This is a genomic window from Streptomyces sp. NPDC037271, from assembly GCF_055603605.1.
Genome location: NZ_JBVJVN010000010.1, coordinates 160,123 through 185,455, shown reverse-complemented (window position 1 = coordinate 185,455; position 25,333 = coordinate 160,123). Strand labels below are relative to the sequence as shown.

Here is a 25,333-nt window from a genome sequence, read left to right as displayed (position 1 = left end):
GGCCGGAGGGCAGGCCTAGCCTGGACGGCATGAACGTGTTTCTCGAGCGGCTCGACCCGGACATGTGCGTGGTGACGGCCGCGGCGGACGGGGAACGGGCGGGCTGCCTGGTCGGCTTCTCCTCGCAGTGCTCCATCGAACCCGTGCGGTTCGTCGTGTGGCTCTCCGAGGTCAACCGGACCTTCCGGGTGGCGCGGGCCGCCGACGTACTGGCCGTCCATCTGCTCGCCCGCGACCGGCGCCGGACGGCCGAGGTCTTCGGCGGGCAGACCGGCGACCGGGCCGACAAGTTCCAGCAGGTCCGCTGGCGTGAGGGGCACGGCGGGGCGGCCGTCCTGGAGGACGCCGAGGCGTGGTTCGTCGGCCGCGTCGTGGACCGGGTCGTCGGGGGCGACCACGTCGGCCACGTCCTCGAACCCGTCGAGTGGGGCGGGCGCGAGGCGTCCGGCGGACCGCTGCTGCGGCTCGCCGACGCCCTCACCATCCGGCCCGGGCATCCGGTGGAGTGACCCGCGCACACGACGACCCGGCCGGATCGGCCGGCGCCCGGATGCCGAGCACGCACGTCCCGGCGTTCCTCCGCCTCCGGTTCCGCGGCCGCCGGCGGTTCCGGAAAGCCGGCTTCGTCGGCTCGGCGTGTCCGCGACGGCGTCCACACCGTGCCCGACCGTGTCGCCGGCCACGAACAGAGTCCCGGCCTCGGGCGGTCGGCGGCGTGAACCGTCGCCACCGACCTGGGCCCCGGCCGCGCGGGCGGACTCAGCGCCCCGCGGGGCTCCGCTCGACCAGCGCGTCGGTGACCGCCCGCACGCTGCGCGCGATGTGCTGCAACTGCAGGACCTCCGCCGCGTACAGCTTGATGGTGTGCTCGATGACCGACTCGGGCAGGCCGAGCCGGGGCAGGTCCGCCCGGGCGGTCTGCAGAGCGGTGCGCGCCACCCGGATCTCCTGCTGGACCTGGAGCTGCGCGTGGCGGGCGAGCAGCACGGGGTGACGGATCAGCGCCGGATAGCCGGCGTAGCGAGCCGGCACCAGTTCGCGCAGCCACTTGGCCGCCGAGCGCTCCCAGTCGTAGCTGCCGGGGGTCTTGACCTGGCAGGGCCAGTCCGGGCTGATGCGCGTGGTCGTCAGGGGCATGATCATCGCCTCCGGGTGTGCGGCGTCGTGGGGGTGGGGCGAGGGACGGGCGGTCCAGGGCCGGCCGGGACCGCCGCGGGCGCCCGAGCAGGCGATGCCCGACGGAACACCCCCGGTGTGCCGGACGGGCAGGAGGCGACGGCCGGGGATGTTCGCAACAGGTGCGGACGCGCTCCGGGGCGGCCGGGTCGCGCTCCGTGAGCAGTATTTATATATGCCATCTGCTTTGCAAGCCGTATGAAAACATTCATGCCTGCTTCGCCGTGAATGATTCCCTCCGCGCGGCCGCTCGCCCCCGCCCGCCCCCGGAAAGCGGCGCCGGGTCAGTCCCGGAGGAAGAACTGGTGCTGGTCGGCGACCTGCTCGTACTCCTCCAGCCGGGCCTGCGTCCGCTCGGGATCGGCGTCGGTCATGGCCTGGAGCAGCGCCGCGCACATCACGCCCGGCGCCGCGTAGGAGTCGAAGACCAGCCGAGACCCCGTGCCGGTCGCGAAGGTGACGTCGGCCTCGTCGACGACGGGACCGAGCGCCAGGTCGGTGATCAGTGCCACTTTCAGTCCGGCACCGCGTGCCACCCGCACCGCGCCCAGGGTCTCGTGGGCGTGCCGGGGCATGGAGAAGGCCAGCACCCAGGTGCCGCCGGCCTCCCGGGACTGGAGCAGGGCGTCGTAGGCGACGCTGCCGCCCCGGGTCACCAGCCGCACGTCGGGGTGGACGCGGCGGGCGGCGTAGGCGAAGTACTCGGCGAGGGAGACGGAGATACGCAGCCCGAGGACGGTCAGCGGCGCCGACGAGGCCAGCTCGCGGCCGACGTCGATCACCCGGTCGGCGTCGGCGAAGTCGCGCCGCAGGTTCTCCAGGTTCTCGATCTCGGCGTCGACGGCGGCCTGGAGTTCGTTGCCCCGGTTCTCCTCGGCGGGGGCTGCGCCGCGCGTCCCCAGCGCGATCGACTGGAGCCTCTCCCGCAGCGCCGGGTAGCCGCTGAAGCCGACCGCCGCGGCGAACCGCGTCACCGACGGCTGGCTCACGCCCACCCGGTCCGCGAGGTCGGTGATCGACAGGAACGCCGCCTCGGTGAGGTGTTCGATGAGGTACTGCGCGATGCGCCGCTGTCCGGGGGAGAGGCGGGGCCGGTCGAACAGCGTCCTGAGCAGGGACGTGGGGGAGGCCTCCGTTCCCGGGGTCACCCGTCCCGAGGTGATCGCCGATGCCTGCGCGCGTGCCTGCTGCGGCGATGGCAAGGGTGCGCCTCCTTTGTCTCCCACGGAGGTCAACATAGCCCACCCCTCGTGTCCGGCCGGGCGGTGTCACAGGCCGTCCGGGGACGCGCGGTCCGGAGCGGGACCCGTACGAATCCGGCATCGGTCCCAGGTGAGTGCGGTGCCCACCCCGCATGAACCGGTGCCCACCCCACGTGAACCGGCGCCCACCCCACGTGAACCGGCGCCCACCCCACTGGAATACGGCGCCCACCCCCACTGGAATACGGCGTCCGCCCCACGTGAACACGGCGTCCGCCCCACACGGGTCCGGGATCGCACCCCGCGGGGATAGCGACGAGCTGACCGGGAACCCGCCGTCACGGAAGCAAACGCACCCGCACCACGGACGAGGAGCCGCAGCCATGACCGTCCCGGAAGAGAACCGGCCGAAGACCGACACCACCGACGACGTACTCGAACAGCGCGACGAGGACGCGCCCCGCCCGCCCGGGGGCACCGGCCGGACCATGCGCGAGGCTTTGGAGGAGGCACACGTCCGCCCCGACGACTACGACGAGGAATGACCGCACCGTCGACCGCGCTGCACTGGTTCGACCGCGCCGCACGGGCCGACCGCACCGGGGCCACCGCACCGGGTCGACCGACCCTGAAAACCCCGTCAGGTGACACCGTAGGGACGCCATCAGGCGCTGGAGAACGACGGCCTGGCCCGGCACGCCGAACGGCACGGACACCAGTGGGCGGCCCCACCGGCCGCGCGCGTCGCCAGGTCGGGCGACGCGCCGAACGACCGCTGCCGGGTGGCGAGCAGCGTGCTCCCGCACGTCGGCGCCGACGGCGCCCGCACGCGGAGCCCCCGCCGGGCCTCACCGGTGGTGGCTCAACCGGGTGACCCCGGGACCGGCATCGCCCCCGCCGGCACCACGAGGTCGGCGCGGTCCCGGGTCGCGGCTACCAGGCCGGCGTTGCGCTGGTCGGTGCCCAGCGCCCAGGCGACCGCGTCCTCATGGGACTTGCCGAACCGTTCGTGCCGCGCCACCAGCCGGCGGACCCGCTCCGTCTCCGCCGGCTCGCAGAACCACACCTCGTCGAGACGGGCGCGCACCCTCGTCCACGCCCCGGTCTCCAGCAGCAGGTAGTTGCCCTCCGTCACGACCAGCCGCGCCGACGGAGGTACCGGCACCGCTCCGGCGAGCGGCTGCTCCAGCACCCGCTCGAATCCGGGCGCGTACACGATGTCGCCGTCCTCCTCCTCGCGCAGGCGGAGCAGCAGCGCCGCGTACCCGGCCGCGTCGAAGGTGTCGGGCGCGCCCTTGCGGTCCCGGCGGCCGAGCCGGTCCAGTTCGGCGTCGGCGAGGTGGAAGCCGTCCATGGGGACGTGCGCGGCCCATGGCTCGCCGGTCCCGTTCAGCTCCCGCACCAGGTGCTCGGCGAGCGTCGACTTACCGGCGCCGGGGCTGCCGGCGATGCCCAGGATCGCGCGCCGCCCGCCCGCCGGCAGGGAGCGGGCGCGGGCGAGGAGGTCGTCGAAAGTCAGCGGCACACCGCAGAGTGTGTCACCTGATCGGACCCGCCCCCGAGGGGAACCGATCGGACCCGCCCCTGCGGGGAACTGTGTCGGGTATGACGACGCAGCTGGGACTTCCCGACTCCATCCGGGCCTGCCTCTTCGACCTCGACGGGGTCGTCACCAGAACGGCGGTGGTGCACGCCGCCGCCTGGAAGGAGACGTTCGACGCCTTCCTGCGCGAGCGGGACGGCGCGGACTTCCGCCCCTTCACCGACTCCGACTACGACGAGTACGTCGACGGCCGCCCCCGCGCCGACGGCGTGCGCTCCTTCCTCGCCTCCCGCGGCATCGAACTGCCCGAGGGCGGGCCCGACGACCCGCCCGACGCGCAGACCGTGGGCGGCGTGGGCAACCGCAAGAACGCACTGCTCCTCGACAAGATCCGCACCGACGGCGTGGAACCCTACGAGGGCACGCTGCGCTACCTCGACGCGGTCCGCGCCGCCGGTCTCGCCACCGCGATCGTCTCCTCCAGCGCCAACACCCTGGACGTCCTGCGTTCCATCGACGCCGAGCGCCTGTTCGACGTACGCATCGACGGCGTGGTGGCCCGCGAACGGCGACTGCCGGGCAAACCACGCCCCGACACCTTCCTGGCCGCCGCCCGCGACCTCGGCGTCGAACCGTCCCGTGCCGCCGTCTTCGAGGACGCGCTCGCCGGCATGGACGCGGGACGCTCCGGAGACTTCGGCTACGTCGTCGGCGTCGACCGCGTCGGCCAGACCGAAGCCCTCTACGCGCACGGCGCCGACCGCGTCGTCACGGACCTCGCCGAACTGGGAGGCCAGGCGTGATCACCAACCGGACGTACGCCGTCGAGCCCTGGTCCGTGCGCGAGACCGCCCTCAACCTCGACCTGCTCGCCCAGAGCGAGTCGGTCTTCGCCCTGTCCAACGGGCACATCGGCTGGCGCGGCAACCTCGACGAGGGCGAACCGCACGGCCTGCCCGGCAGCTACCTCAACGGCGTCTACGAACTGCACCCGCTGCCGTACGCCGAAGCGGGCTACGGCTACCCCGAGTCCGGACAGACCGTCATCAACGTCACCAACGGCAAACTGCTGCGGCTGCTCGTCGACGACGAACCCTTCGACCTGCGCTACGGCCGGCTCGGCAAGCACGAACGCACCCTGGACCTGCGGCGCGGCGTGCTGGAGCGGATCTGCGAGTGGACCTCCCCGGCCGGTACGACCATCAGGGTGCGCTCCACCCGGCTGGTCTCCCTCACCCAACGGGCCATCGCCGCCGTGGAGTACGAGGTGGAGCCCCTCGACAGCCGGACCCGGGTGGTCATCCAGTCCGAGCTCGTCACCAACGAGAGCCTGCCCGACCCCGACGGCGACCCCCGGACGGCCAAGGCGCTGCGGTCCCCGCTGGAGCCCGAGGAGGACCTGGCCACCGGGTCCCGGCTGCGCCTGGTGCACCGGACGCGGCGCAGTGGTCTCAGGGTCGCTGTGGCAGCCGACCACGTCGTCGACACCTCCGGGGAGATCACCACCAGCAGTGAGAGCAACACGGACGTGGCGCGCCTGACCGTCACCTCCGTGCTGGAGCCCGGACAGCGGCTGCGGGTGCAGAAGACGGTCGCCCACGGCTGGTCGGGCGCCCGCTCCCGGCCCGCGATGAGCGACCAGGTCGAGGCGGCGCTCGCCGCCGCCGCGCACAGCGGCTGGGACGGCCTGGTGGCGGAACAGCGCGCCTACCTCGACGACTTCTGGGCGCGGGCGGACGTCGAGGTGCACGGCGACGAGGAGATCCAACAGGCCGTGCGCTTCGCCCTGTTCCACGTCCTGCAGGCCGGGGCGCGCGCCGAACAACGGGCGATCCCGGCCAAGGGACTGACCGGCTCCGGTTACGACGGGCACGCGTTCTGGGACACCGAGATGTTCGTGCTGCCCGTGCTGACCTACACCGAGCCCAGGGCCGTCGCCGAGGCGCTGCGCTGGCGCCGGGACACGCTGCCCGCCGCCCGGGACCGCGCCGCCCAGCTCGGGCTGCGCGGCGCCGCGTTCCCGTGGCGGACCATCGACGGCTCGGAGGGCTCCGCGTACTGGCCGGCCGGCACCGCCGCCTTCCACGTGGCCGCCGACATCGCGCACGCCGCGGTGCGCTACACGGCGGCGACCGGCGACACCGGCTTCGAACGCGACACCGCCCTGGAACTCCTGGTGGAGACGGCCCGGTTGTGGCGCTCCCTGGGCCACCACGACCACCACGGCGTCTTCCACATCGACGGCGTCACCGGTCCGGACGAGTACAGCGCCATCGCCTACGACAACACGTACACCAACCTCATGGCGCGGTCGAACCTGCTCGCCGCCGCCGACGTGTGCGAACGCCACCCGGACGAGGCGGCCCGGTTCGGCGTCGACGACGAGGAGAGCGCCGCCTGGCGGGACGCCGCCGAGTCCGTGCACATCCCCTACAACGACGAGCTCGGCGTCCACGAACAGCACTCGGGCTTCACCCGCCACCAGCGCTGGGACTTCGCCCACACCGCCGCCGACCAGTACCCGCTGATGCTGCACTTCCCCTACTTCGACCTCTACCGCAAGCAGGTGATCAAGCAGTCCGACCTCGTCCTGGCGATGTACACCTGCGGCAGCTGGTTCGACGCCCACTGCGACGAGGACCAGATCGCCCGCAACTTCGCCTACTACGAGCCGCTGACCGTGCGGGACTCCTCCCTGTCCGCGTGCTGCCAGGCCGTCGTCGCCGCCCAGACCGGACACCTGCGCCTGGCCTACGACTACGCCGCCGAGGCCGCCCTGATGGACCTGGCCGACCTGGAGCACAACACCCGCGACGGGCTGCACATCGCCTCACTGGCCGGTACGTGGATGGCGCTGGTCGCCGGGTTCGGCGGCACCCGGCGGGACGGCGACAGCCTCCGGTTCACGCCGCGCCTGCCCGAGAAGTTCAGCCGCCTCGCCTTCCGGCTCCAGTTCCGCGGCCGGTGCCTGCGCGTGGAGATCGGCGCCGACACGGCGACGTACACGCTGCTGAGCGGCTCCCCCCTGACGATCCACCACCACGGGAACCCGCTGACCGTGAACGGGGACGGCCCCGTCACCCGCCCCGTCCCGGCACCCGAACGGCGCCCCACCCCCGAACAGCCCCCGCACCGCCGCCCCAACGCCCGCTGACCGGCCGGACGCGAGGAGTGCGGGAGAGGGGCACGCGACGGCCCGACTGGCCGAGTTCCGCCCTGCGCATCCGTGGCACGCGGGTTAGTTTGACCTTGTTTTCCGGGTTTTCCGGGCTTCCGGGCTCCCGCCACCGGCGGCTGGAGGTGAGGACCGAACGGCCCGCGACGAGCGGGGGTGAAGGGGTGCGCGATGGCCGACCGGGCGAACGCCATGCTCGCAGGCGGACGGCGGGACGAGGCGGCGGCCACGCCGGGCAGGCCGCGGCGCCTCGGCGGTGACGCCCCGCTCGTGGCGGTGGCCGCCGTCTTCACCCTGGCCCAGCTGATCTTCGTCCACCCCTGGATGGGGCTCGGCTGGGACGAGACGGTGTATGTCAGCCAGGTCACCTCCCACCACCCCGCCGCCTTCTTCAGCGCACCGCGTTCCCGGGGCGTCTCCCTGCTGGTGGCGCCCGTCGCGTCCTGGTCGTCCTCCACCGAACTGCTGCGCGTCTACCTCGCCGTACTGTCCGGCCTCGGCCTGTACCTCGCCCTGCGCGCCTGGAAGGGCCTGTTCCCGGCCCGCGTCCTGGCCACGGCCGGCGCGTTCTTCGCCACCCTGTGGGTGACCCTCTTCTACGGTCCGCAGGCCATGCCCAACTACTGGGTCGCGATCGGCGCCCTGATCTGCGTCGGCTGCTTCCTGCGGTCCCGGCAGGGGCTGTCCGGCCGGGCCGCGCTGTGGGGTGTGGTGGCCGGGGCCGCGCTGATGGCGTGGATGCGGCCCACCGACGCGGTCTGGGTGACCGTACCCCTGCTGGTCATCACCCTCGTCCGCCGCCACTGGCCGCTGCTGCTCGCCCTGGTGGGCGGCCTGGCGGCCGGGGGAGTGGAGTGGGTGATCGAGGCGTACGGCTGGTACGGCGGCCTCGGGGAGCGGCTGTCCAGGGCCTCCGAGATCCAGGGCGGCCTCGGCTGGAACATCGCCGTCGACGACCAGATGCGCAGCCTGGGCGGGCGGGGGCTGTGCCGCCCGTGCACCGGCTCGATGCCGCACCCGGTGGTCACCCTGTGGTGGATCGCCCTCCCGGCCGTCGCCGGCCTCGGGGCAGTCGTCGCGGTCCGGGCCCGGCGTGCGGCCCGCACGCTGGTCCCCCTCGCCTGCGCCGTGACGGCCGCGCTCCCGTACCTGTTCCTGATCGGCTACGCGGCGCCCCGCTTCCTGCAGCCTGCCTACGCCCTGCTCGCGGTCCCGGTCGCCGACGCGCTGTGGCACCTGGCCAGGACGGAGCGCGGCCGCTGGCGGCCGGTGGCCGCGTCCCTCGTCGCGCTCGCGCTGGCCGTGCATCTGTCGGTGCAGCTCGCCGTCCTCGTGGGCACCGTGGACCGCAACGTCGAAAGCCGCGCGGACTGGACCCGCGTCGCCGACGAACTGCACCGGCTCGGTGTCCGCCCGCCCTGCCTGGTCACCGGGCACGAGTCCATCCCGATCGGCTACTACACCGGCTGCTCCTCCGGCTCCACGAGCGGCAACAACGAGAACATCACCGCCGCCGAGATCGTGGACACGGCCCGGCGGATCCCGGTCGCCACCGTCACCGGCCCGGGCGGCACCCCGCCCGGCTACGCCCGCGACTGGACGGCGCACCGCATCACCGACCTGACCGTCCGCGTCGCACCCCGGGGGTGAAGATCCCGGACCGGGAACGGGTTAGCGATCGCGTATCGGGAAACGCGAACCGGGCACCCGCACCACCGAGCCGCGCGAGAGGGAGGCAGCGATGGGCACCGACCCGATGGCCGACGACGTCTACCAGCCCACCGGAACCAACGAGGAGCAGGAGGACGCCGCGCCCCTCGACCTCCAGGACGCCGTCGGCGAGCGGACCTACGACGACACTCTCGACGAGGGCTACTCCCCGCCGGAGAAGCCCCTCGGCGTGACCAAGCACGGCACCACGGCCGCCGAGCAGCACGACGGCGAGACCCTCGACGAACGGCTGTCCCAGGAGACGCCCGACGTGTCCGCCCCGGACGGGGACGGCGTGGGCGACGAGCCCGGCGGCGAGGGCGAACCGGTGGACCCCGAGGCGGGCACCGGCCGAGCCGGCCGCCTGGTCGCCCCCGACGAGGGCGTACGCACCGACACGACCAAGGAGACCGTCGCCGAGGACGTCGGCATCGACGGCGGAGCGGCGGGAGCCGAGGAGGCCGCCGTACACGTCGTGGAGGACGAGACGGCGCTGCCGGACCGGGAGGACGGCCTGTAGGGCCCCGCGCCGCACCGGCCTCATGTGTCACACGGGGAGGCTCAGCGTCACATGGCACCTCGTGTGTCATGCGCCTCACAAGTCACATCACATTGCGCCTCACACGTCACAAGGCCCGGACCGGTGCGCGGAGCACCGGTCCGGGCCTTCGGCCATCCGGTGGCCGCCCGGTCAGGGCCGCCCGGTCAGGGCAGCAGCTTGTCGAGGGCCGCGGCGCCCTCCTCGGCCAGCTTGCGCCTGGCCCATTCGAGGTTCTTGGGGGTGACGTCCCGGCCGGCGGCGAGGACCAGGTCCTCCGGGGACACGTCGGTGCCGTTGCGGGTGTGGAGCAGTTCGTCCGGAGTGGCGCGGTCGTCGCCCGCGCGGGCTTCGGACGGCCGGGAGGCTTCGGGCTGTGACGTCGACATGATCAGTGCTCCTCGGATCCGGATCGCTGCTTCGGTGCCGTGCTGTTGTCGGTCCCGGATATCCCGATAACACCATTCAATGCGGAAGCCGCCCGCGCATCCGGAGCCCGACGTGATTCAGGCCGCCGCCTGACGCACACCACCACGCTCCTACGCCCCCGGGTCTCCCGCACGCCGAACAGGGGCGGGGCCGGCTCAGAACGCGGTGAGCGTCAGCCGGAACCCGGTGGGCGCCGTGTCCTGGATGTAGGAGGCGAAGTCCGCCACGTCGTCGAAGGCGAAGCCGTACGCCCTGCCGTCCTCGGTGGCCGCGTGCACCGCCTTGGAGTAGTGGTTGGTCAGGGCGGTCCCGTAGAACGCGGCGGCGTCGGCCGTCGGCTGGGCGGCCGAGGAGAGCAGAGTGGAGCGGTTGAAGCCGGCGCCGAGGACCGCGGCGACGGGCCCGGTCGTGCCGTCGTTGGGGGCGGCGAGGGCGCCGTCGCAGAACAGCACGTCCCGGGTGGACGGCCTGGCGAAGGACACCCGGGCGGGCCCGTCGAAGGTCAGCCGGTCACCGCGCACCCGGCCGGTGAAGGTCCCGGCGTGGGTGGTGATCCTGAGATCCTTGCCGGTGTAGGTGCTCCAGACCTCGTCGATGTACGGGGCGAGATAGTCCTCGGGGAAGAGGCCGGCGTCCAGGCCGTGCCCGGGGGCGATGATCCGGGTGTCGTCCACGACCAGCGGCGCGAACTCCTCGACCCGCCGCACCGCGTCGAAGGCGGCCGCCCGTCCGCCGGCGCGCACGGTGCCCGTGGTCTGGTCCTTGGCGCCGGTCAGCCGGATCGCGAGCGGCACGCTGAACATGTCGACCATGGTGGTGTTGCAGAACATCCCGGCCGAGTTGTACGTGAACTCGGCGCAGTCGTGCAGCACCCCGTGGTTGGGGTCGGACTCGACCCAGCCCGCCGGGTACTGCAGCGCCGGGTTGCCCGCGCCGTCCGCCACCACCTTGAACTTCAGTTTCTCGCCGAGCGACACGTAGATCCGGCCGGAGAGGTGGGGCAGGCTCAGCCTGGTCCCGCCGCTGCCGCCGGAGAGGCTGATCGCGTAGTCGGTGTAGCCGTCGGCGCCGTTGTCCGACAGGGCCACGGGTGCGACGGTGCCGTCGGGGGTGACGCGTACCTGCCGGCCGCCCTGGTTGCCGACGATGTAGACGTGGACGTCCGCGTCGCCGAAGACGCCGGTGCTGTTGACGATCGTCAGCGGCAGGGCGCCCGCGGTCCTGGCCTCGGGGGCGGCCGGACCGGAGTCCGAGCCGACTTCCGCGAGGGCGTGCGGGGCGACGGCGGCGGCGACGGGCGCGGCCACGACCGCTCCACCGAGGGCGACGAGCAGCTTGCGCCGGCCGAGCGGGCGCTGGTGACGAGGAGTCATGTGGGGGGTCTCCAGAGTGTTCGGGGCATGACAGTGCGAGCAACGCTCTTCTGGGAGCGCTCTCACGATGCGGGCCGATGCTACGCAGCACGTGTGGCCCGGCCAACCGCCTCCACCGGTCCTCAATGCCTTTGTCCCAGGCGGCACTTGGGGCGCCGGACGCTGCGCAGGGAACACTTAACCGCCGTTTAAGGGCCGTTTAATCCACATCGGTGATCCACATCGGTGATCCACGCCGGTAACCCGCGCCGGAAAACCGGTGGACGCACTCGCGCGGCACCTCGTACCGTGTGGCCCACGCCTTGAGACCGACGGAAGGAGGGCAGAGCCGTGCAGTTCACCTCACTCCCGCGCTCCCTCCCTGTTGTCCCGGCGTACCTCGTCTGACCGGGAGCGCTCCACGCACGACGCATCCCGGAGGAATCCGTGACCGATCTGGTCATCCGCGCGCTCGACGCGAGCGACGCCCATCTCTTCGACACCCTGCCCGACCCGTTGAACGCCCGTGAGGGCCACCGGCTGACCCGCCACCGCCCCGACTGGCAGCGGGTCGCCCTGCGCGACGGCACCGTCGTCGCCCGCGGCGCCTGGTGGGGCGGCCCCGACGACACCGAACCCGTCACCGTCAACTGGTTCGACGTGGCCGAGGGCGAGGAGGAAGCCGGGGCCGAACTCCTGCGCACCGCCCCCTGGCAGGTCGAACTCGAACTCAACCCCCCCGGCACCTGGCGCGAGGAACCCGCCCTGCGCGCCGCCACCGAGGCCCGCTTCAGCGCCGCACGGGCCGCCGGGTACGACCTCCTGGTCGAACGCTTCCTGTACCGGTGGACGCCGGAGTGCGGTCTCCCCGAGCGGACCGGCCGGCTGGACTTCCGCCCCGAACCGGACGACGCGGTGTTCTTCGACGCGCTGCGCCGCATCCACTCCGTCACCCTGGACGCCCACGCCCTGCTGGACATCGAGGAGGGCGGCCTGGACCGGGCCGCACAGGCGGAGCTGGACTTCTTCCACTGGTGCCCGTCGCCGCGGGAGTGGTGGCAGGTGGCGTACACCCCGCGGGGCGAGCTCGCGGGCATCCACATCCCGGCGCACAACCCGTCCGGTCCCTGCGTCGGCTTCATCGGCGTCGTGCCGGAACACCGCGGACACGGATACGCCTACGACCTCCTGGCCGAGTGCACCCATTTCCTGGCCGAGCGGGGCGCGGAGTTCATCTCCGCCGCGACGGACCGGGGGAACCACCCCATGGCCGCCAACTTCGCCAAGGCCGGCTACCCGGTCGTGCGGGAACGGATCAACTTCCGCCCCGTAGCGGCCGGCGGCCCGGCGGCCCGGTAGCCGAGGGCCGCACACGCGCACCGGGCTCGGCGGGAGCGTTCCACGCCGAGATCCGGTGGCGCGTGCGGCCGGCCCCTCCCGACGGCCCGGCCGCCGAGTTCCCGCCGCACATCCAGGGTGAGAAGTCCTGGTTCCGGTGGAGCGAGCAACCGTTGGAGGAGAAGCGGACCGGCGGCTGACCGGGGGCGCTACCGGTCGTTCAGCAGGGACTCGGCCTCGGAGAGGAGCTCGGTGACCCGCAGGCCGAACGCTGCGTCGCAGGCGTGCGGGTGTCCGCCGCCGGCGGAGGCGAGGAGCGCGTCCGCGGCCCGCAGCAGAGCGGGCACCGGTCCTTCGGTCGCCTCCGGAAGGAGCGTCACACCGGCCTGGCCGCGCAGTTCCACGGTCGCACCCGCCGCGGCCGCCGGCGCGGTCAGGCTGAGTGTGAGCGTGCTCGACGCCCCGCCGGTGTGGTCGAGGACCAGATGGACGGTGTCCCCGGGGCCCGGTGCCGCCGCCGCGACGCGCCGGGCGTCACCGAGGACCGGAAGCAGTACGGACAGGGCGTGCGGACCCACGTCCCACAGGGCGCCCTTCTCCCGTCGCCACGGCGAGTCGGCGAACGGGCTGTCACCGCTGAACACCGCGCCGAGCCACTGCGCCCGCGCCGTGAACCAGCCGTCCACCGCCGCCTGTTCGGTGATCCACGCCTCGGTCTCGGGCTGGAACCGGGTGGTGAAGAAGACGACGGAGGCGACGCCCGCCGCACGCACCGCCTCGACCACCGCCCGCCCCTGGGGCACCGTCGCCGCCAGCGGTTTGTCGAGCAGCAGATGGCACCCGGCCCGCGCCGCGCGTACCGCCAGGTCCGCCTGTACGGCCGGCGGCAGCGCGACCGCCACGGCCTCCACGTCCGCCAGCAGGGCGTCGACGTCGTCGTAGGCGCGTGTGCCGTGCCGGTCCGCCAGCTCCTTGGCGGCGTCCGGGCGGCGCCCCCACACCCCCGCGAAGTCCAGCCCTTCGTGCCGGCGCAGGGCGGGGGCGTGTGCCATGTCCGCCCAGGGACCGGTGCCGAGCAGTCCGATACGCATGCCGTTGCCCCTTCACGGTGCCGAACCCGGTGCCGGGCCCGCCGACGTTCCTCCCGGACGGCCGGCGTACGACAGCCCGGCCGGTGCCGAGCGTGTCATACCGACCGGGTGCCCGGGCAAGACCGCGGAGGGTGCGGGACGCGGTGCACCACGAGCTCCCACCGTGCGCATGGGCGCTCGCCCGCTCGCCCGCTCGGCCAGTCGTTCGTCCGTCCGCCCGTCCGTCCGTCCGTCCGCCCGTCCGGCCGCGCAGCCGGCCGCGCAGCCGTCCGGGCTCGGCAGCTGTCCGGGGCCTGGCGGTCGTTCGGCCGATTGCCCAGCAGCTCGCCTGCTCGCCCGCTCGCTCGACTGCTCGCCTGTCCGTCCGCTCGCTCGCCTGTCCGGCCGTCCGGCCGTCCGCGTCCGCGTCCGTGTCCGTGTCCGTGTCCGTCGTACGAGACCGGTGATATTGCCGATCCCACCGACTGCCCCGCCGGCCGACAGTGGCATCGCCAGTTCATCGGCGAGGTCCGTCCGGCGGATGTCCCGGGATGCGCCCCCACGTGTTCCGGGCCCGTGTGCGATCACCGGCCGGCTCCCTCGCCACGACAGAGAGGACGACTCCTCGTGCAGCAGAACCCCCACACCCACGCCGCCTCCCGGGCCACGCGCCCGGCGTTCCGCGGAACGCGGCGGCGGCTCGCGGGCGTCACGGCGGCCGTGGCCGCCGTCGTCGCGCTCAGCACCCTCACCAGCCCCGGAGCCCAGGCCGCCGACAACCCTTACGAGCGCGGCCCGGCGCCCACCGAGTCCAGCATCGAGGCACTGCGCGGCCCGTACTCCGTGGCGGACACCAGCGTCTCCTCGCTCGTGGTCACCGGCTTCGGCGGGGGCACGATCTACTACCCGACCAGCACCAGCGACGGCACGTTCGGCGCCGTCGTGATCGCGCCCGGCTTCACCGCGTACCAGTCCTCCATGGCCTGGCTCGGTCCGCGGCTGGCCTCGCAGGGCTTCGTCGTGTTCACCATCGACACCAACACCACGCTGGACCAGCCCTCCTCCCGCGGTCGCCAGATGCTGGCCGCCCTGGACTACCTCACCGAGCGCAGTTCCGTCCGCGGGCGGATCGACAGCAGCCGGCTCGGCGTCATGGGCCACTCGATGGGCGGCGGCGGCACCCTGGAGGCCGCGAAGTCACGTCCGTCCCTCCAGGCCGCGATCCCCCTGACACCCTGGAACACGGACAAGACCTGGCCCGAGGTCAGCACCCCGACACTGATCGTGGGGGCCGACGGCGACACCATCGCCCCGGTCTCCTCGCACTCCGAGCCGTTCTACTCCAGCCTGCCGTCCCGGACGGACCGCGCCTACCTGGAGCTGAACAGCGCGTCCCACTTCTCGCCGAACACGTCGAACACGACGATCGCGAAGTACAGCATTTCGTGGCTCAAGCGGTTCATCGACAACGACACCCGCTACGAGCAGTTCCTGTGCCCGCTGCCCCGGCCGAGCCTGACCATCGAGGAGTACCGGGGCAACTGCCCGCACAGCTCCTGACACTCTCGACGGCACCAACCGGCACCAACCGGCATCACCCGGCACCATCGGCGGCGGTCGCGGCAGGTAGCGGCCGCCGCCGGCGCGTTGTGCCGCCGCACGGCCCCGGGCCCGGACCGCTGGGCCGCGGCACAGTGCGTGATTCGGGTCACGCGGTGCGCAGCCGCAGGTGACAGGGCCGACGCTCAGGCGGGCCGCGGCGGACCGACGGCTTCCGCGTCAGGTTACGCGCGCGTAACCTCCCGGGAATGACCGGAGAGACGACCGTACGTACGGCCGTGCGGATCCACGGCCGCAGCGCGCAGCGGCAGGCGGTGCGCACCTTGCTGGAAGGGCTGCGCACGCACAGTGGCCACCTGGTCGTGGCCGGCGAGCCCGGGCTCGGCAGGACCACCCTCCTCGACTGGGCCGCCCGCTCCTTCCTGGCCGGTCCCGTACTCCGCCTCGGACCCGGCCCGGAGCGAGGCGCACGCGCCTTCGCCGCGGGACTGCTCGACACCCTGCGGGTGGCGGCCGGCGAGGCACCTCTGCTCGTGTGCGTCGACGACGCGCATCTCTGGGACGCCCCGGCCCGGAACACCCTGGGCCGAGCGGTCGAGCACCTGCGCACCGCCGGCCGCGTCGGCCTGCTCCTCTCCGTCGCCGGACACCGCGCCGTCGACCCGGAGTACGCCCACCTGCCCGTCGTCCGCCTGCACCCGCTCACGCCCCCGGAGGCCGACGCCCTGCTCGACGACGTGACCGACGGCGCCGCCGACCCGGGTGTCCGCGAGGAGCTGCTGGTCGAGGCGGAGGGGAACCCGGCACTGCTCCTCGCCCTCGTCCGCCGGCTGTCACCCGCCGAACTGCGCGGGCACCGGCCCCTGCCCAGGCCCCTGGCCGACGCCGGGGTGCTGGCGGAGGTGGCGGGTGGGGCGCTGACCGGCCTGTCCGCGCAGGCGCGGGACCTGATGCTGACGGTGGCGGCGGCCGTACGGGCGTCGGACGGACCGGACGTCGACGCCACCCCGGTCCTCGACGCCGTACGGCACCTGCGGCCGGCGTCCGCACCCGCCCCCTCCCTGCAACCGCTTCCCGCGCCGCTCGCCCTGGCCGGCGACCGGCTCCGTTTCCACGGCCCGCTGGTCCGCCGTACGGTCCACGCCACCGCAGCCCCCGACCGGCGCCGCGCCGCGCACGGCGCGCTGGCCGACGTGCTGGAGAGCGGCGGACACCCGCTCCCGGGACTGCTGCACCGTTCCTGGTCCCTGACCGGCCCGGCGTCCGCGCCCGCGCTCGCGGACCGGCTGGCGGCGGTGGCCGCCGACCGCACGGTGCCGGGCTCGCACCGGCTGCGCGCGACGGCGTACGCCCGTGCCGCCGAGCTGACGGCCGACGGCCCGGGCCGGGCGGAGCGGTACACGGCCGCGGCCGAGCAGGCCCTTCTCGCCGGACGCCCCGACCGGGCACGTCCGCTGCTGGCCGCGGCCCGTGGCTGCGCCGCACCGGCCGGAGTACGAGGGCGGGCCGAGCTGGTGCGCGGCCTGACGGAACTCCGGGACGGCCCCGTCGGTGACGCCCACCAGTCCCTGCTGCTGGCCGCGTCCATGCTGGCCGAGGACGCCCCCGCCGACGCCGCGACCGCCGTCCTGGCGGCCGCCGACGCGGCCTGGGCGGCGGGCGACCTGCCGGCCTGCCTCGCCACCCTCGCGCCCGAACCGCCCCACTCGCACGAGCACCCGGATCCCCGGTTCACCGATACCCCGCACCACGAGGCACCGGCCCCGCCCTACGAGGCAAAGCCCCCGCACCACGCGGCACCGCCCCCGCGTCCCCGGGAGGCAAGGCCCCCGGACGGAGCTGCCGTGCCGCGTGGTGCGGGAAGACCGCCGCGACGGGGGGAGAGCGCCGCCGCACGGCCCGCGGGGGCGCCCGACCCGGCTGCCGGGACTCGGCGCGGAAGCCCGGGCGAGTCCGCCGGACCGTCCCCGGACACGGTGCGCGAGGTCCGTGTCGGTATGCGGGCGCTGCTCGAAGGGCGGCTCGACCGGGCCGCCGTACCGCTCGGGCGGGTCGTGGAACGGGCCAGGACCGACCACCGCCCCGAGGAACTGCTGCGGTCGGCGTCGGCCGCGTTGCTGCTCGGGGACGTGGACGCCGCCCGCCGGGCCGGGGCGCGGGCCCTGGCCGCCGCCCGGCAGCTCGGGTCGGACGCGCTGGTGCCGCGGGCACTGGAGTACCTCGCCTACGCCGAACTCCGCGCCGGCCGGCACCCGCAGGCCCGCACCCACGCGGAGGAGGGACTGCGCACAGCGCTGCGCGCGGGGCAGCGCAACACGGCGGCCCACCACCGGGCGGTGCTGGCCCTCGCGGCGTCGATCGAGGAGGAGCCGGACGTCGTCGCCCGGCATGTGACGGCCGCGCTGGCCACCGCCAGGCGCCACGGACTGGCCCAGACGGCCACCTTGGCGGAGTGGGCGGCGGCCCGGGCCGACCTGGGGCGGGGACGCCCCTTCGACGCCGCCGACCGGCTCGGACTCCTGGTCCTGCCCGGACCCGGGCGCGGACACTTCGCGGTGTGGCGGCTCGCCGTGCCGTGCTTCGTGGAGGCCTCGGTCCTCGCGGGCCGCCACGAGGACACCGGTGCGGTCCTCGCCGACTTCGCCGACTGGGCCGCGTTCGGCGCCGATGGGCAGGCCGCCGCCCAGCTGGCCCGCTGCCACGCCCTGCTCGCCCCGCCGGACCGCGCCGACGACCTCTACCGGCACGCGCTCGCCCGGCACGACGAGGCGGGCGGCGACTTCGAACGGGCCCGCACCGCGCTGCTGTACGGCAAGTGGCTGCGCCGGCGGCGCAGGCCGCGCGAGGCCCGCGGCCGCCTCGGCGCCGCGCTGGCCGGGTTCGACCGCTGCGGCGCCGGCGTCTGGGCGGCGCAGGCGCGCGGCGAGCTGCGGGCGCTCGGGGCCGCGTCGCACGGCGGGGACGCCGGGGCGCTGACCCGCCTCACACCGCAGCAGCTGCGCATCGCGCGGCACGTCGCCGACGGCGCCACCAACCGGGAGGTCGCGCTGACCCTCGCGGTGAGCACCCGCACCGTCGACTACCACCTCCGCAAGGTCTTCGCCGCGCTCGGTGTACGGTCCCGCCTGGAGCTGGCCCGCATGGTCGAGCAGGCCGAGCACGCCGGACCGGCCGAAAAGACCGGTGCACAACCCTAGGGACCGACCAGACGGTATGTCATCCTTCGGGGCAGGACGAGTCAGGGGGCATGCCCGGCACGGGCGAACGGCCCGTCGCGGGGCACCCCCGCAAGCCCTGGCCCGGGGAGGACCGCGATGCAGCACGCCGTAAGGTCACGAGCAGCGATCCGCACCGGGCTGACGCCCGTTCCGCGTCCGCGGACACCGAGCGTCGCGTCGTTGATGGACGCCGACGCCCTGCGGGTCCTGCACCGGGCCGCCCGCGCCCTGCTCGACGACCTGCCCGACCTGACCGACCGGCTGGTGGCCCTGCTGCGGGAGCAGGAGCCGGCGTACCGCGCGGCCATCACGAGGGACCCCACCGCCACCTGGCAGGAGGCCCACCGCTCGCTGCGGCACAGCGTGGCCTCGCTGCTCGACCCGCGCGGCGCGCGGGACGCGGCCCGCCGCTGCTCCTGGCGGATCGGCGCCACCCGCGCCGAGCAGGGACTCCCGCTGGACGCCCTGCTGCACGCCTTCCGCCTCGGAGGCGCCCTGGTGTGGCAGAGGCTGGTCGAGGAGACCTCCAAGGCCGCGCCCGAGGACGTACGGCTCCTCGTGCACGTGGCCGCCGACGTGTGGAACTTCGTCGACGAGCACTGCACCGTCGTCGCCGACGCCTACCGGCAGACCGAGCGGCAGATCGGCCGGCGCCGCGAGAACCGGGCCCGGCAGCTGGCGGCCGGCCTGCTCGACGGCACCAGCCGCATCGCCGACCTGCCCGAGGCCGCCGAGGTGTTGGCCCTGCCGGAGCAGGGCCGGTACCTCGTCGTCGCCGTCGCCGGCGTGCACCCCGCGCGGTCCGACGCCGCCCGCGCCGCCGCCCTACCGTCCGGCACCCGCGTCCACTGGCACCCAGGGGCGGAGGTCGACCACGGCATCGTCCTGCTCGACGCCGGCGACGACGGGCTCCCGGAGCCGGCGGAGTCCGAGCGGGAAGCCGGGCGACGCGCCCCCGTCCCCGGCCTCCGGATCGGCGTCGGCAGCGCGGTCGACGGACTCGCCTGCGTCGGCGACGCCCGCAGGCTGGCGGACACCGCGCTGGACATCTGCCCCGAGGCCGGCGGCACGGTCCGGCTCGACGACCACCTCCCCGCCGCCCTGGTCGTCTCCAGCCCCGAACTCGGCCGGGCCCTCGCCGAGAGGGTCCTCGGCCCCCTCCTGCGCCTGGAGCCCGCCGACCGGGAGGTCCTGCTGGACACCCTCACCACCTGGCTCGACTGCGACGGCTCGGCGCAGCGGGCCGGTGAACGCCTTTACTGCCACCGCAACACGGTCCTCAACCGTCTCCGCCGCTGCGAGCAGCTGACCGGCCGGTCCCTGGCCCGCCCGGCCGACGTGGTCGAGATGAGCCTGGCCCTGACCGCCCGGCGCGTCCTGCGCGACTGAGGGACGCGCGGTCCCACCTCCCGCCGGGCTCCGGCCCGGCAACGTACGCACCCCGGGCCGACGCAGCCCGCGTGCCGGGAGGGCCGGCGTGGGGCAACGGGCGTCCGGTGCGGGCTGCCGGGGTGACCCGGCCCGGTTCCCTGGCGCGCGGGCGGGAGGCGGTGCTGTGGCATGCCCTGGCCCTCTCGCGCTCGCGCGTGTGGGATGGCGTGCCGTGTGCCGTGTGCCGTGTGCCGTGTGCCGCGCGCCCGCCGCGTGCCGTCTGCCGTCTGCGTCTGCCGTCTGCCGTCTGCCGTCTGCCGTCTGCCGCGTGCCGTCTGCCGCCTGCCGCCTGCCGCCTGCCGGGGGACTGTGTGCGCCTTGCACCGGCCCGCACCCCGGGCCGGTGCGGGCCCGCCCCGGATCGCACAGTCCTCGGCGGACCGGGGCGCCCGGTCTGGGCGTCCGCACAGAGTCTCCGGTCCGGGACTGGGACGCCGCAGCGACCCGGGCCGCAGCTCTGTACCGCCACCGGCGCGCGTGCTGTCGTGAGCTCCCCCTTTCCCGTCACCGTGCCGGCCCCGGCACGGTCCGAAGGAGCCGTGATGCCCGCAGCACCACCGGACGGCGAACCCGCGCTGCACGTCGAGAGCCTCGACGTGACGTACGGGCGCGCACTGTCCGCTCTCCGTTCCGTGTCCCTGACCGTCCCGCACGGCGGCGTCGTCGCGCTGCTCGGTGCCAACGGCGCCGGCAAGACGACGCTGCTGCGGGCCGTGTCGGGCACACTGCGCCTGCACCGCGGCGCGATCACGGCCGGCCGCGTCCGCTACGGCGACACGGCCCTCGACGGCCGGGACCCGGTCGCCGCCGTACGCGCCGGAGTCGTGCAGGTACCCGAGGGCAGGCGGGTGTTCGCCGGACTCACCGTCGACGAGAACCTGCGGGCCGGCGGGCTGGGTCTCAACCGGCGCGCCCCGGCGCAGGTCCGCGAGGCCCGGGAGCGGGTCTTCACCCTCTTCCCGCGGCTCGCCGAGCGCACGCGCCAGGCCGCCGGCCTGCTGTCCGGCGGCGAGCAGCAGATGCTGGCCATCGGCCGGGCCCTGATGGCCGCACCCCGCCTGCTCCTCCTCGACGAACCCTCCCTCGGCCTCGCCCCGCTGATGGTGGACCGCATCGCCGAGGTCGTCCGAGAGATCAACACCCAGGGCACCGCCGTACTGCTCGTCGAACAGAACGCCGGCATGGCGTTGTCCCTCGCGGAACACGCCCACGTCCTGGAGGTCGGCGAGATCCGGCTGTCGGGGCCCGCCGGTGAACTCGCGCGCACGGACGCCGTACGCCGCCTCTACCTGGGCGAGACCACCGAGACCACCGAGACCACCGAGACCACCGATGGCAAGGGGGCCGCGTGACCACCCGTACCGCGGCGCCGCCCGCGCTCGAGGTCCGCGACGTGACCGTGCGCTTCGCCGGCCTGGTCGCCCTCGACGACGTCTCCTTCACCGTCGCCCCGGGCACCGTGCACGCCGTCATCGGCCCCAACGGCGCGGGCAAGTCCACCTGCTTCAACGTCCTGTCGGGGCTGTACCGGCCCACCGCCGGCACGGTACGGCTCGGCGACGCCGAACTCACCCGGCTCGCCCCGCACAGGATCGCCGCCCTCGGGGTGGCCCGCACCTTCCAGAACATCGTCACCACCCAGGGCACCGTCGCCGACAACCTGATGCTCGGCCGCCACGCCCTGTCCCGCGCCGGCTTCGCGGCCAGCGCCCTGCGTCTGCCGCGCGCCGTGCGCGAGCAGCGCGACCACCTCGCCAAGACCCGTGAGATCGCCGAACTCACCGGCCTGGGAGCCCACTTCGACGCACCCGTCGCCCTGCTGTCCTACGGCGACCGCAAGCGGGTCGAACTCGCCCGCGCCCTCTGTCTGGAGCCCCGTGTACTGCTGCTCGACGAACCGGTGGCCGGCATGAACGCCGCCGAACGCACCCGCATGACCGAGGTCGTCCGGGAGATCCGAGCCGAACTCGGCCTGTCCGTCGTGCTGGTCGAGCACGACATGGGCCTGGTCATGCGGCTCGCCGACGAGGTCACCGTCCTCGACTTCGGCAAGGCCATCGCCCACGGCACCCCCGACGAGGTCCGCCGCGACCCCGAGGTGCTGCGCGCCTACCTCGGCACCGGCACCACCGGGGAGGACGCGGCATGACCGGCTTCCTCGACAACCTCCTCAACGGCCTCGCGCTCGGCTCGGTCTACGCCCTGATCGCGCTCGGCTTCGTCACCATCTTCAAGGCGTCCGGCGTCCTGAGCTTCGCCCACGGCTCGCTCCTGCTCCTCGGCGGCTACCTCGTCGCCGTCCTCCACGACGACATCGGCTTCGCCGGGGCGCTGGCCGTCGCGGTCCTCGTGACGGCGGCCGTGGCCGGGGTGCTGGACCGGCTGGTGCTGCAGCGCGTCGGAACCGACCCGCAGGCCGCCCACGTCCAGACCATCGTCACCATCGGCATCGACATCGTCCTGGTGACCGACCTGGCCCGGCGCATCGGCGGCGATCTGCTGCCGCTCGGCGACCCCTGGGGCAACTCGGTGACCGACCTGGGCCCGGTGACCGTCGCCGACAGCCGCATCGCCGCGATCCTGGTGTCCGCCGTGGCCATCGGCGGCGCCTTCGCCCTCTTCCGGTTCACGCCCTGGGGCCTGTCGCTGCGCGCGGCGGCCGAGGACGGCGAGGCCGCCGCCCTCATGGGCGTACGGCTGACCCGCGTACGCACCGTCGCCTGGTGCCTGGCAGGCGGACTCGCCGCGCTCGCCGCGGTCTTCCTGGTCGCCTTCCCGGCCCCGGGACTGGAGCGCACCACCGGGCAGATAGCCCTGAAGGCCTTCCCGGCCGCCATCCTCGGCGGCATGGCCTCCCCGGTCGGCGCCCTGGTCGGCAGCATGCTGATCGGCCTCACCGAGGCCTTCGTCGCCGGCTACCAGTCCGACCTGCACGTCCTCGGCGAGGGCTTCGGCGACGTCGCCCCGTACGCCGTGATGGTGCTGGTCCTCCTGGTGCGCCCCACCGGACTGTTCGCGGCGAAGGGAGCGGCCCGTGTCTGACCTCCGCTCGGTCCTCGTGAAGCGCGGCGGGCTCCTGCTGCCCTCCCTCCTCCTGTGCGCCCTGCCCTTCTACCTGGACGCGTTCTGGCTGCGCATCGGCCTGTTCTCCATGGCCGCGGCGATCGGTGCCGTCGGGCTCGGCCTGCTCAGCGGCACCGCGGGGCAGCTCTCCCTCGGCCACGCCTTCTTCCTCGCCGTCGGCGCCTACGGCTACGTATGGCTGGCGGGCGAGAACGGACCGGGGCTGCCGCCCGCCGTCGCGCTCGTCCTCGCCGTGCTGCTCGCCGGGGCGGCGGGCGGACTGTTCAGCCCCGTCGCCGGCCGGGTGAAGGGCATCTACCTGGGCGTGGCCACCCTCGCCCTGGTCTTCCTCGGTCACCACGTCCTGCTCACCGCGGACTCCGTCACCGGCGGTTTCAACGGCAGCTCGGTGCCGCCTCTGGAGCTGGGCGGGTTCACCTTCGCCGAGTCCGACCCGGAACTCACCGTCCTGGGTGTACCGTTCGGCGCCGAGGAACGGCTCTGGTACCTGGGCCTGGCCCTGTTCGCGCTCACCTGGTTCACCGCGCGCGGACTGCTGCGCGGACGCCCCGGGCGGGCCCTGGTGGCGCTGCGCGACAGCGAGACCGCGGCGTCCGTGATGGGCGTGCACGTGGCGAAGTACCGCTCGGCCGCGTTCGTCGTCTCCTCGATGTACGCGGGCCTCGCCGGCGTCCTGCTCGCGCTCTCCTTCCGCCGCGTGGTACCCGACTACTTCTCCCTCCTCCTCTCCGTCGACTACCTCGCCATGATCGTCATCGGCGGCCTCGGCTCCGTGGCCGGAGCCACCGCCGGCGCCGTGTTCGTCACCGCGCTGCCCCTGCTGATGACGCGCTACGCCGACCAGTTGCCGCTGGTGGCGGCCCCCGGATCCGGCGACGGCTCCATCGGCCCGACCGAGGCCTCCCGCTACCTCTACGGCGCGGCGATCGTCGTGATCCTGCTCTACGCCCCCGACGGCCTGCACGGGCTGGCCCGCCGCACCCGCGCCCGCCTGCGGCGCAAACCACCCGTCACCGACCAGTCCGACGCCTCAGCCACACCCCGGACCCCCGACACCACCGCACGAGCCAAGGAGCCCACCCCGTGAACGTCACGCACACCAGGCCCCGCACCACCCGGACCGCCGCCCTGGCCGCGGCACTGGCCGCCGTGCTGCTCGCGGGCACCGCCTGCAGCACCAAGGGGGACGGCGGGAGCACCGACGACGCCGCCGACGGCGTCAAGGCCGGTCCCGGAGTCAGCGAGAAGGCGATCAAGCTGGGCGCGCTGACCGACCTCACCGGCCCCTACGCCACCCTCGGCAAGTCCATCGTGCAGGCCCAGCAGATGTGGGCCGACGAGACCAACGCCGCGGGCGGCATCTGCGGGCGCAAGGTCGAGATCGTCGTCAAGGACCACGGGTACGACGTGCAGAAGGCGGTCACCGCCTACGCCGACATCTCCCCGGACGTCGTCGCCCTGCCCCAGGTCATCGGCTCGCCGGTGGTCGCCGCCCTGCTCGACGACATCCAGCGGGACAGCATGCTGACCTTCCCGCAGGCCTGGGCCGCCTCCCTGCTCGGCATGGACGCCGTCCAGGTCCTCGGCACCACCTACGACCTCGACATGATCGCCGCCGTCGACTTCCTCACCCGCACCAAGAAGATCGCCAAGGGCGACACGATCGGCCACGTGTACTTCGAGGGCGACTACGGCGCCAACGCGCTGGAAGGCTCCGAGTGGGCCGCCGAGCAGGCGGGGATCAAGGTGGCCGGCCAGAAGATCAAGGCCACGGACACCGATCTGACCGCGCAGGTGTCGGCGCTGAGCAAGGCCGGCGTGAAGGCGGTCCTGATCAGCGCGGGCCCCGCCCAGACCGCCTCCCTCGCCGGCGTGGCCGCCGCCCGGGGCCTGACGGTGCCGATCGTCAGCAGCGCTCCCGGCTACTCCCCGCAGCTGATGAAGACTCCCGCGGCACCGGCGCTGGAAGCCATGGTCCACGTGGTCAGCGCCGCACCGGCGGTCAGCTCCGACCTGCCGGGCGTCAAGAAGATGGTCGCCTCCTACGGCAAGAAGTACCCGGGTCAGCCGGTCGACTCCGGCGTGCTCTCCGGGTACAACGCCGCCCAGCTCATGGGAGCCGACCTCGAGAAGGCCTGCGAGGGCGGCAGTCTCACCCGCGAAGCCGTGGTGAAGGCGCACCGTTCGCAGAAGAACGCCGACACCGGCCTCGGCACGCCGCAGAACTTCACCTACGTGACCGAGCCTGCCAGCCGGTCCACCTACGTGCTGAAGCCCGACGCCAAGGCCGTAGGCGGCCTGGTCGGAGTGGAGGAGGCCCACCAGGCCCCCGGCGTCGACGCGTACCTGGCCGCCCGCGGCTGACCGACCTGAGCGGCCGTCAAGTGGCCTGCTGCACCGCCCTCTTGACGGCCGCTCGGTCCGACTACTGGTTTCCCTGAAGACCAGGTCCCTAGGATGTACTCTCTGTCATGCCGGTGCAGTTGGCGCGGTACGGAGCTGGGGGA

The 25,333-nt window shown here is 74.1% G+C and carries 21 protein-coding genes; 15 read left to right on the top strand and 6 right to left on the bottom strand.

Translation table 11 applies throughout. From position 1 onward, the window contains the following. The first annotated feature begins 20 nt into the window (after window positions 1-20). Entirely contained in the window at window positions 21-509 is a 489-nt protein-coding gene (locus tag ACZ7G3_RS19505; protein ID WP_426597816.1) for a flavin reductase family protein, read from the top strand. A gap of 250 nt (window positions 510-759) precedes the next feature. Here ACZ7G3_RS19505 and ACZ7G3_RS19500 read toward each other — a convergent pair whose 3' ends face one another. Together ACZ7G3_RS19500 and ACZ7G3_RS19495 are read right to left on the bottom strand one after the other, a co-directional pair. Continuing rightward, window positions 760-1,143, bottom strand: a complete 384-nt coding sequence (locus tag ACZ7G3_RS19500; RefSeq protein ID WP_426519014.1) for a hypothetical protein — start codon at window positions 1,141-1,143, stop codon at window positions 760-762. A 317-nt stretch (window positions 1,144-1,460) separates the two neighbouring features. Further along, on the bottom strand, window positions 1,461-2,378 hold the full coding sequence (locus tag ACZ7G3_RS19495) for a MurR/RpiR family transcriptional regulator (RefSeq protein WP_470927050.1): 918 nt from the start codon (window positions 2,376-2,378) through the stop codon (window positions 1,461-1,463). 383 nt (window positions 2,379-2,761) lie between these two features. Here ACZ7G3_RS19495 and ACZ7G3_RS19490 point away from each other — a divergent pair, with 383 nt between their 5' ends. Next, a complete protein-coding gene (locus tag ACZ7G3_RS19490; protein WP_351401975.1) occupies window positions 2,762-2,923 on the top strand; it encodes a hypothetical protein in 162 nt (53 codons plus the stop codon). A 317-nt stretch (window positions 2,924-3,240) separates the two neighbouring features. Here the strand turns inward: ACZ7G3_RS19490 and ACZ7G3_RS19485 are convergent, their stop codons facing one another. Then, window positions 3,241-3,903, bottom strand: a complete 663-nt coding sequence (locus tag ACZ7G3_RS19485; protein WP_470927048.1) for a nucleoside/nucleotide kinase family protein — start codon at window positions 3,901-3,903, stop codon at window positions 3,241-3,243. 80 nt (window positions 3,904-3,983) lie between these two features. Here ACZ7G3_RS19485 and ACZ7G3_RS19480 point away from each other — a divergent pair, with 80 nt between their 5' ends. From ACZ7G3_RS19480 to ACZ7G3_RS19465, 4 genes are all read left to right on the top strand, one after another. Then, the gene (locus tag ACZ7G3_RS19480; protein ID WP_470927046.1) at window positions 3,984-4,724 is read left to right on the top strand and encodes a beta-phosphoglucomutase family hydrolase; all 741 of its coding nucleotides are present in this window, start codon (window positions 3,984-3,986) and stop codon (window positions 4,722-4,724) included. Then, a complete protein-coding gene (locus ACZ7G3_RS19475; protein WP_470927044.1) occupies window positions 4,721-7,075 on the top strand; it encodes a glycoside hydrolase family 65 protein in 2,355 nt (784 codons plus the stop codon). The genes ACZ7G3_RS19480 and ACZ7G3_RS19475 overlap by 4 nt, the downstream gene beginning before the upstream one ends. A 192-nt stretch (window positions 7,076-7,267) precedes the next feature. Further along, window positions 7,268-8,746, top strand: coding sequence for a hypothetical protein (locus tag ACZ7G3_RS19470; RefSeq protein WP_470927042.1), 1,479 nt, complete (start codon window positions 7,268-7,270; stop codon window positions 8,744-8,746). A gap of 91 nt (window positions 8,747-8,837) precedes the next feature. Then, the gene (locus tag ACZ7G3_RS19465) at window positions 8,838-9,326 is read left to right on the top strand and encodes a DUF5709 domain-containing protein (RefSeq protein WP_470927040.1); all 489 of its coding nucleotides are present in this window, start codon (window positions 8,838-8,840) and stop codon (window positions 9,324-9,326) included. Window positions 9,327-9,511: 185 nt separating this feature from the next. Here ACZ7G3_RS19465 and ACZ7G3_RS19460 read toward each other — a convergent pair whose 3' ends face one another. Further along, window positions 9,512-9,733 (bottom strand): hypothetical protein, encoded by a 222-nt coding sequence (locus tag ACZ7G3_RS19460; protein WP_426597719.1) that lies wholly within the window; start codon window positions 9,731-9,733, stop codon window positions 9,512-9,514. Window positions 9,734-9,928: 195 nt separating this feature from the next. Continuing rightward, window positions 9,929-11,146, bottom strand: coding sequence for a beta-1,3-glucanase family protein (locus tag ACZ7G3_RS19455; RefSeq protein WP_470927038.1), 1,218 nt, complete (start codon window positions 11,144-11,146; stop codon window positions 9,929-9,931). A gap of 426 nt (window positions 11,147-11,572) precedes the next feature. Here ACZ7G3_RS19455 and ACZ7G3_RS19450 point away from each other — a divergent pair, with 426 nt between their 5' ends. After that, window positions 11,573-12,484 (top strand): GNAT family N-acetyltransferase, encoded by a 912-nt coding sequence (locus tag ACZ7G3_RS19450; protein ID WP_470927036.1) that lies wholly within the window; start codon window positions 11,573-11,575, stop codon window positions 12,482-12,484. Window positions 12,485-12,672: 188 nt separating this feature from the next. Here the strand turns inward: ACZ7G3_RS19450 and ACZ7G3_RS19445 are convergent, their stop codons facing one another. Beyond that, window positions 12,673-13,554, bottom strand: coding sequence for a Gfo/Idh/MocA family protein (locus ACZ7G3_RS19445; protein WP_470927034.1), 882 nt, complete (start codon window positions 13,552-13,554; stop codon window positions 12,673-12,675). Between the two features lie 606 nt (window positions 13,555-14,160). Between ACZ7G3_RS19445 and bdeA the strand changes: the two genes are divergently transcribed. From bdeA to ACZ7G3_RS19405, 8 genes are all read left to right on the top strand, one after another. Then, a complete protein-coding gene (gene bdeA / locus ACZ7G3_RS19440) occupies window positions 14,161-15,093 on the top strand; it encodes a bis(hydroxyethyl) terephthalate hydrolase (RefSeq protein WP_470927032.1) in 933 nt (310 codons plus the stop codon). Window positions 15,094-15,341: 248 nt separating this feature from the next. Next, window positions 15,342-18,290: a helix-turn-helix transcriptional regulator gene (locus ACZ7G3_RS19435; protein WP_470927030.1), complete on the top strand. Its 2,949-nt coding sequence runs from the start codon at window positions 15,342-15,344 to the stop codon at window positions 18,288-18,290. A gap of 117 nt (window positions 18,291-18,407) precedes the next feature. After that, entirely contained in the window at window positions 18,408-19,700 is a 1,293-nt protein-coding gene (locus ACZ7G3_RS19430) for a PucR family transcriptional regulator (protein WP_470927029.1), read from the top strand. Between the two features lie 584 nt (window positions 19,701-20,284). After that, on the top strand, window positions 20,285-21,094 hold the full coding sequence (locus tag ACZ7G3_RS19425) for an ABC transporter ATP-binding protein (protein ID WP_470927027.1): 810 nt from the start codon (window positions 20,285-20,287) through the stop codon (window positions 21,092-21,094). Next, window positions 21,091-21,891, top strand: coding sequence for an ABC transporter ATP-binding protein (locus tag ACZ7G3_RS19420; RefSeq protein WP_470927025.1), 801 nt, complete (start codon window positions 21,091-21,093; stop codon window positions 21,889-21,891). The genes ACZ7G3_RS19425 and ACZ7G3_RS19420 overlap by 4 nt, the downstream gene beginning before the upstream one ends. Then, entirely contained in the window at window positions 21,888-22,784 is an 897-nt protein-coding gene (locus ACZ7G3_RS19415) for a branched-chain amino acid ABC transporter permease (protein WP_426597710.1), read from the top strand. The genes ACZ7G3_RS19420 and ACZ7G3_RS19415 overlap by 4 nt, the downstream gene beginning before the upstream one ends. Further along, entirely contained in the window at window positions 22,777-23,913 is a 1,137-nt protein-coding gene (locus ACZ7G3_RS19410) for a branched-chain amino acid ABC transporter permease (RefSeq protein ID WP_470927022.1), read from the top strand. Before ACZ7G3_RS19415 ends, ACZ7G3_RS19410 begins: the two co-directional genes overlap by 8 nt. Next, complete coding sequence (locus tag ACZ7G3_RS19405) at window positions 23,910-25,190, top strand: ABC transporter substrate-binding protein (RefSeq protein ID WP_470927020.1); 1,281 nt, start codon at window positions 23,910-23,912, stop codon at window positions 25,188-25,190. Before ACZ7G3_RS19410 ends, ACZ7G3_RS19405 begins: the two co-directional genes overlap by 4 nt. The last annotated feature ends 143 nt before the right edge of the window (window positions 25,191-25,333 follow it).

Excerpts from the sequence above, each read along its gene's own strand:
- ACZ7G3_RS19500 (WP_426519014.1), bottom strand. The coding sequence starts at position 1,143 with ATGATCATGCCCCTGACGACCACGCGCATCAGCCCGGACTGGCCCTGC.
- ACZ7G3_RS19490 (WP_351401975.1), top strand. The coding sequence starts at position 2,762 with ATGACCGTCCCGGAAGAGAACCGGCCGAAGACCGACACCACCGACGAC.
- ACZ7G3_RS19480 (WP_470927046.1), top strand. The coding sequence starts at position 3,984 with ATGACGACGCAGCTGGGACTTCCCGACTCCATCCGGGCCTGCCTCTTC.
- ACZ7G3_RS19470 (WP_470927042.1), top strand. The coding sequence starts at position 7,268 with ATGGCCGACCGGGCGAACGCCATGCTCGCAGGCGGACGGCGGGACGAG.
- ACZ7G3_RS19465 (WP_470927040.1), top strand. The coding sequence starts at position 8,838 with ATGGGCACCGACCCGATGGCCGACGACGTCTACCAGCCCACCGGAACC.
- ACZ7G3_RS19460 (WP_426597719.1), bottom strand. The coding sequence starts at position 9,733 with ATGTCGACGTCACAGCCCGAAGCCTCCCGGCCGTCCGAAGCCCGCGCG.
- ACZ7G3_RS19455 (WP_470927038.1), bottom strand. The coding sequence starts at position 11,146 with ATGACTCCTCGTCACCAGCGCCCGCTCGGCCGGCGCAAGCTGCTCGTC.
- ACZ7G3_RS19445 (WP_470927034.1), bottom strand. The coding sequence starts at position 13,554 with ATGCGTATCGGACTGCTCGGCACCGGTCCCTGGGCGGACATGGCACAC.
- ACZ7G3_RS19435 (WP_470927030.1), top strand. The coding sequence starts at position 15,342 with ATGACCGGAGAGACGACCGTACGTACGGCCGTGCGGATCCACGGCCGC.
- ACZ7G3_RS19430 (WP_470927029.1), top strand. The coding sequence starts at position 18,408 with ATGCAGCACGCCGTAAGGTCACGAGCAGCGATCCGCACCGGGCTGACG.
- ACZ7G3_RS19425 (WP_470927027.1), top strand. The coding sequence starts at position 20,285 with ATGCCCGCAGCACCACCGGACGGCGAACCCGCGCTGCACGTCGAGAGC.
- ACZ7G3_RS19415 (WP_426597710.1), top strand. The coding sequence starts at position 21,888 with ATGACCGGCTTCCTCGACAACCTCCTCAACGGCCTCGCGCTCGGCTCG.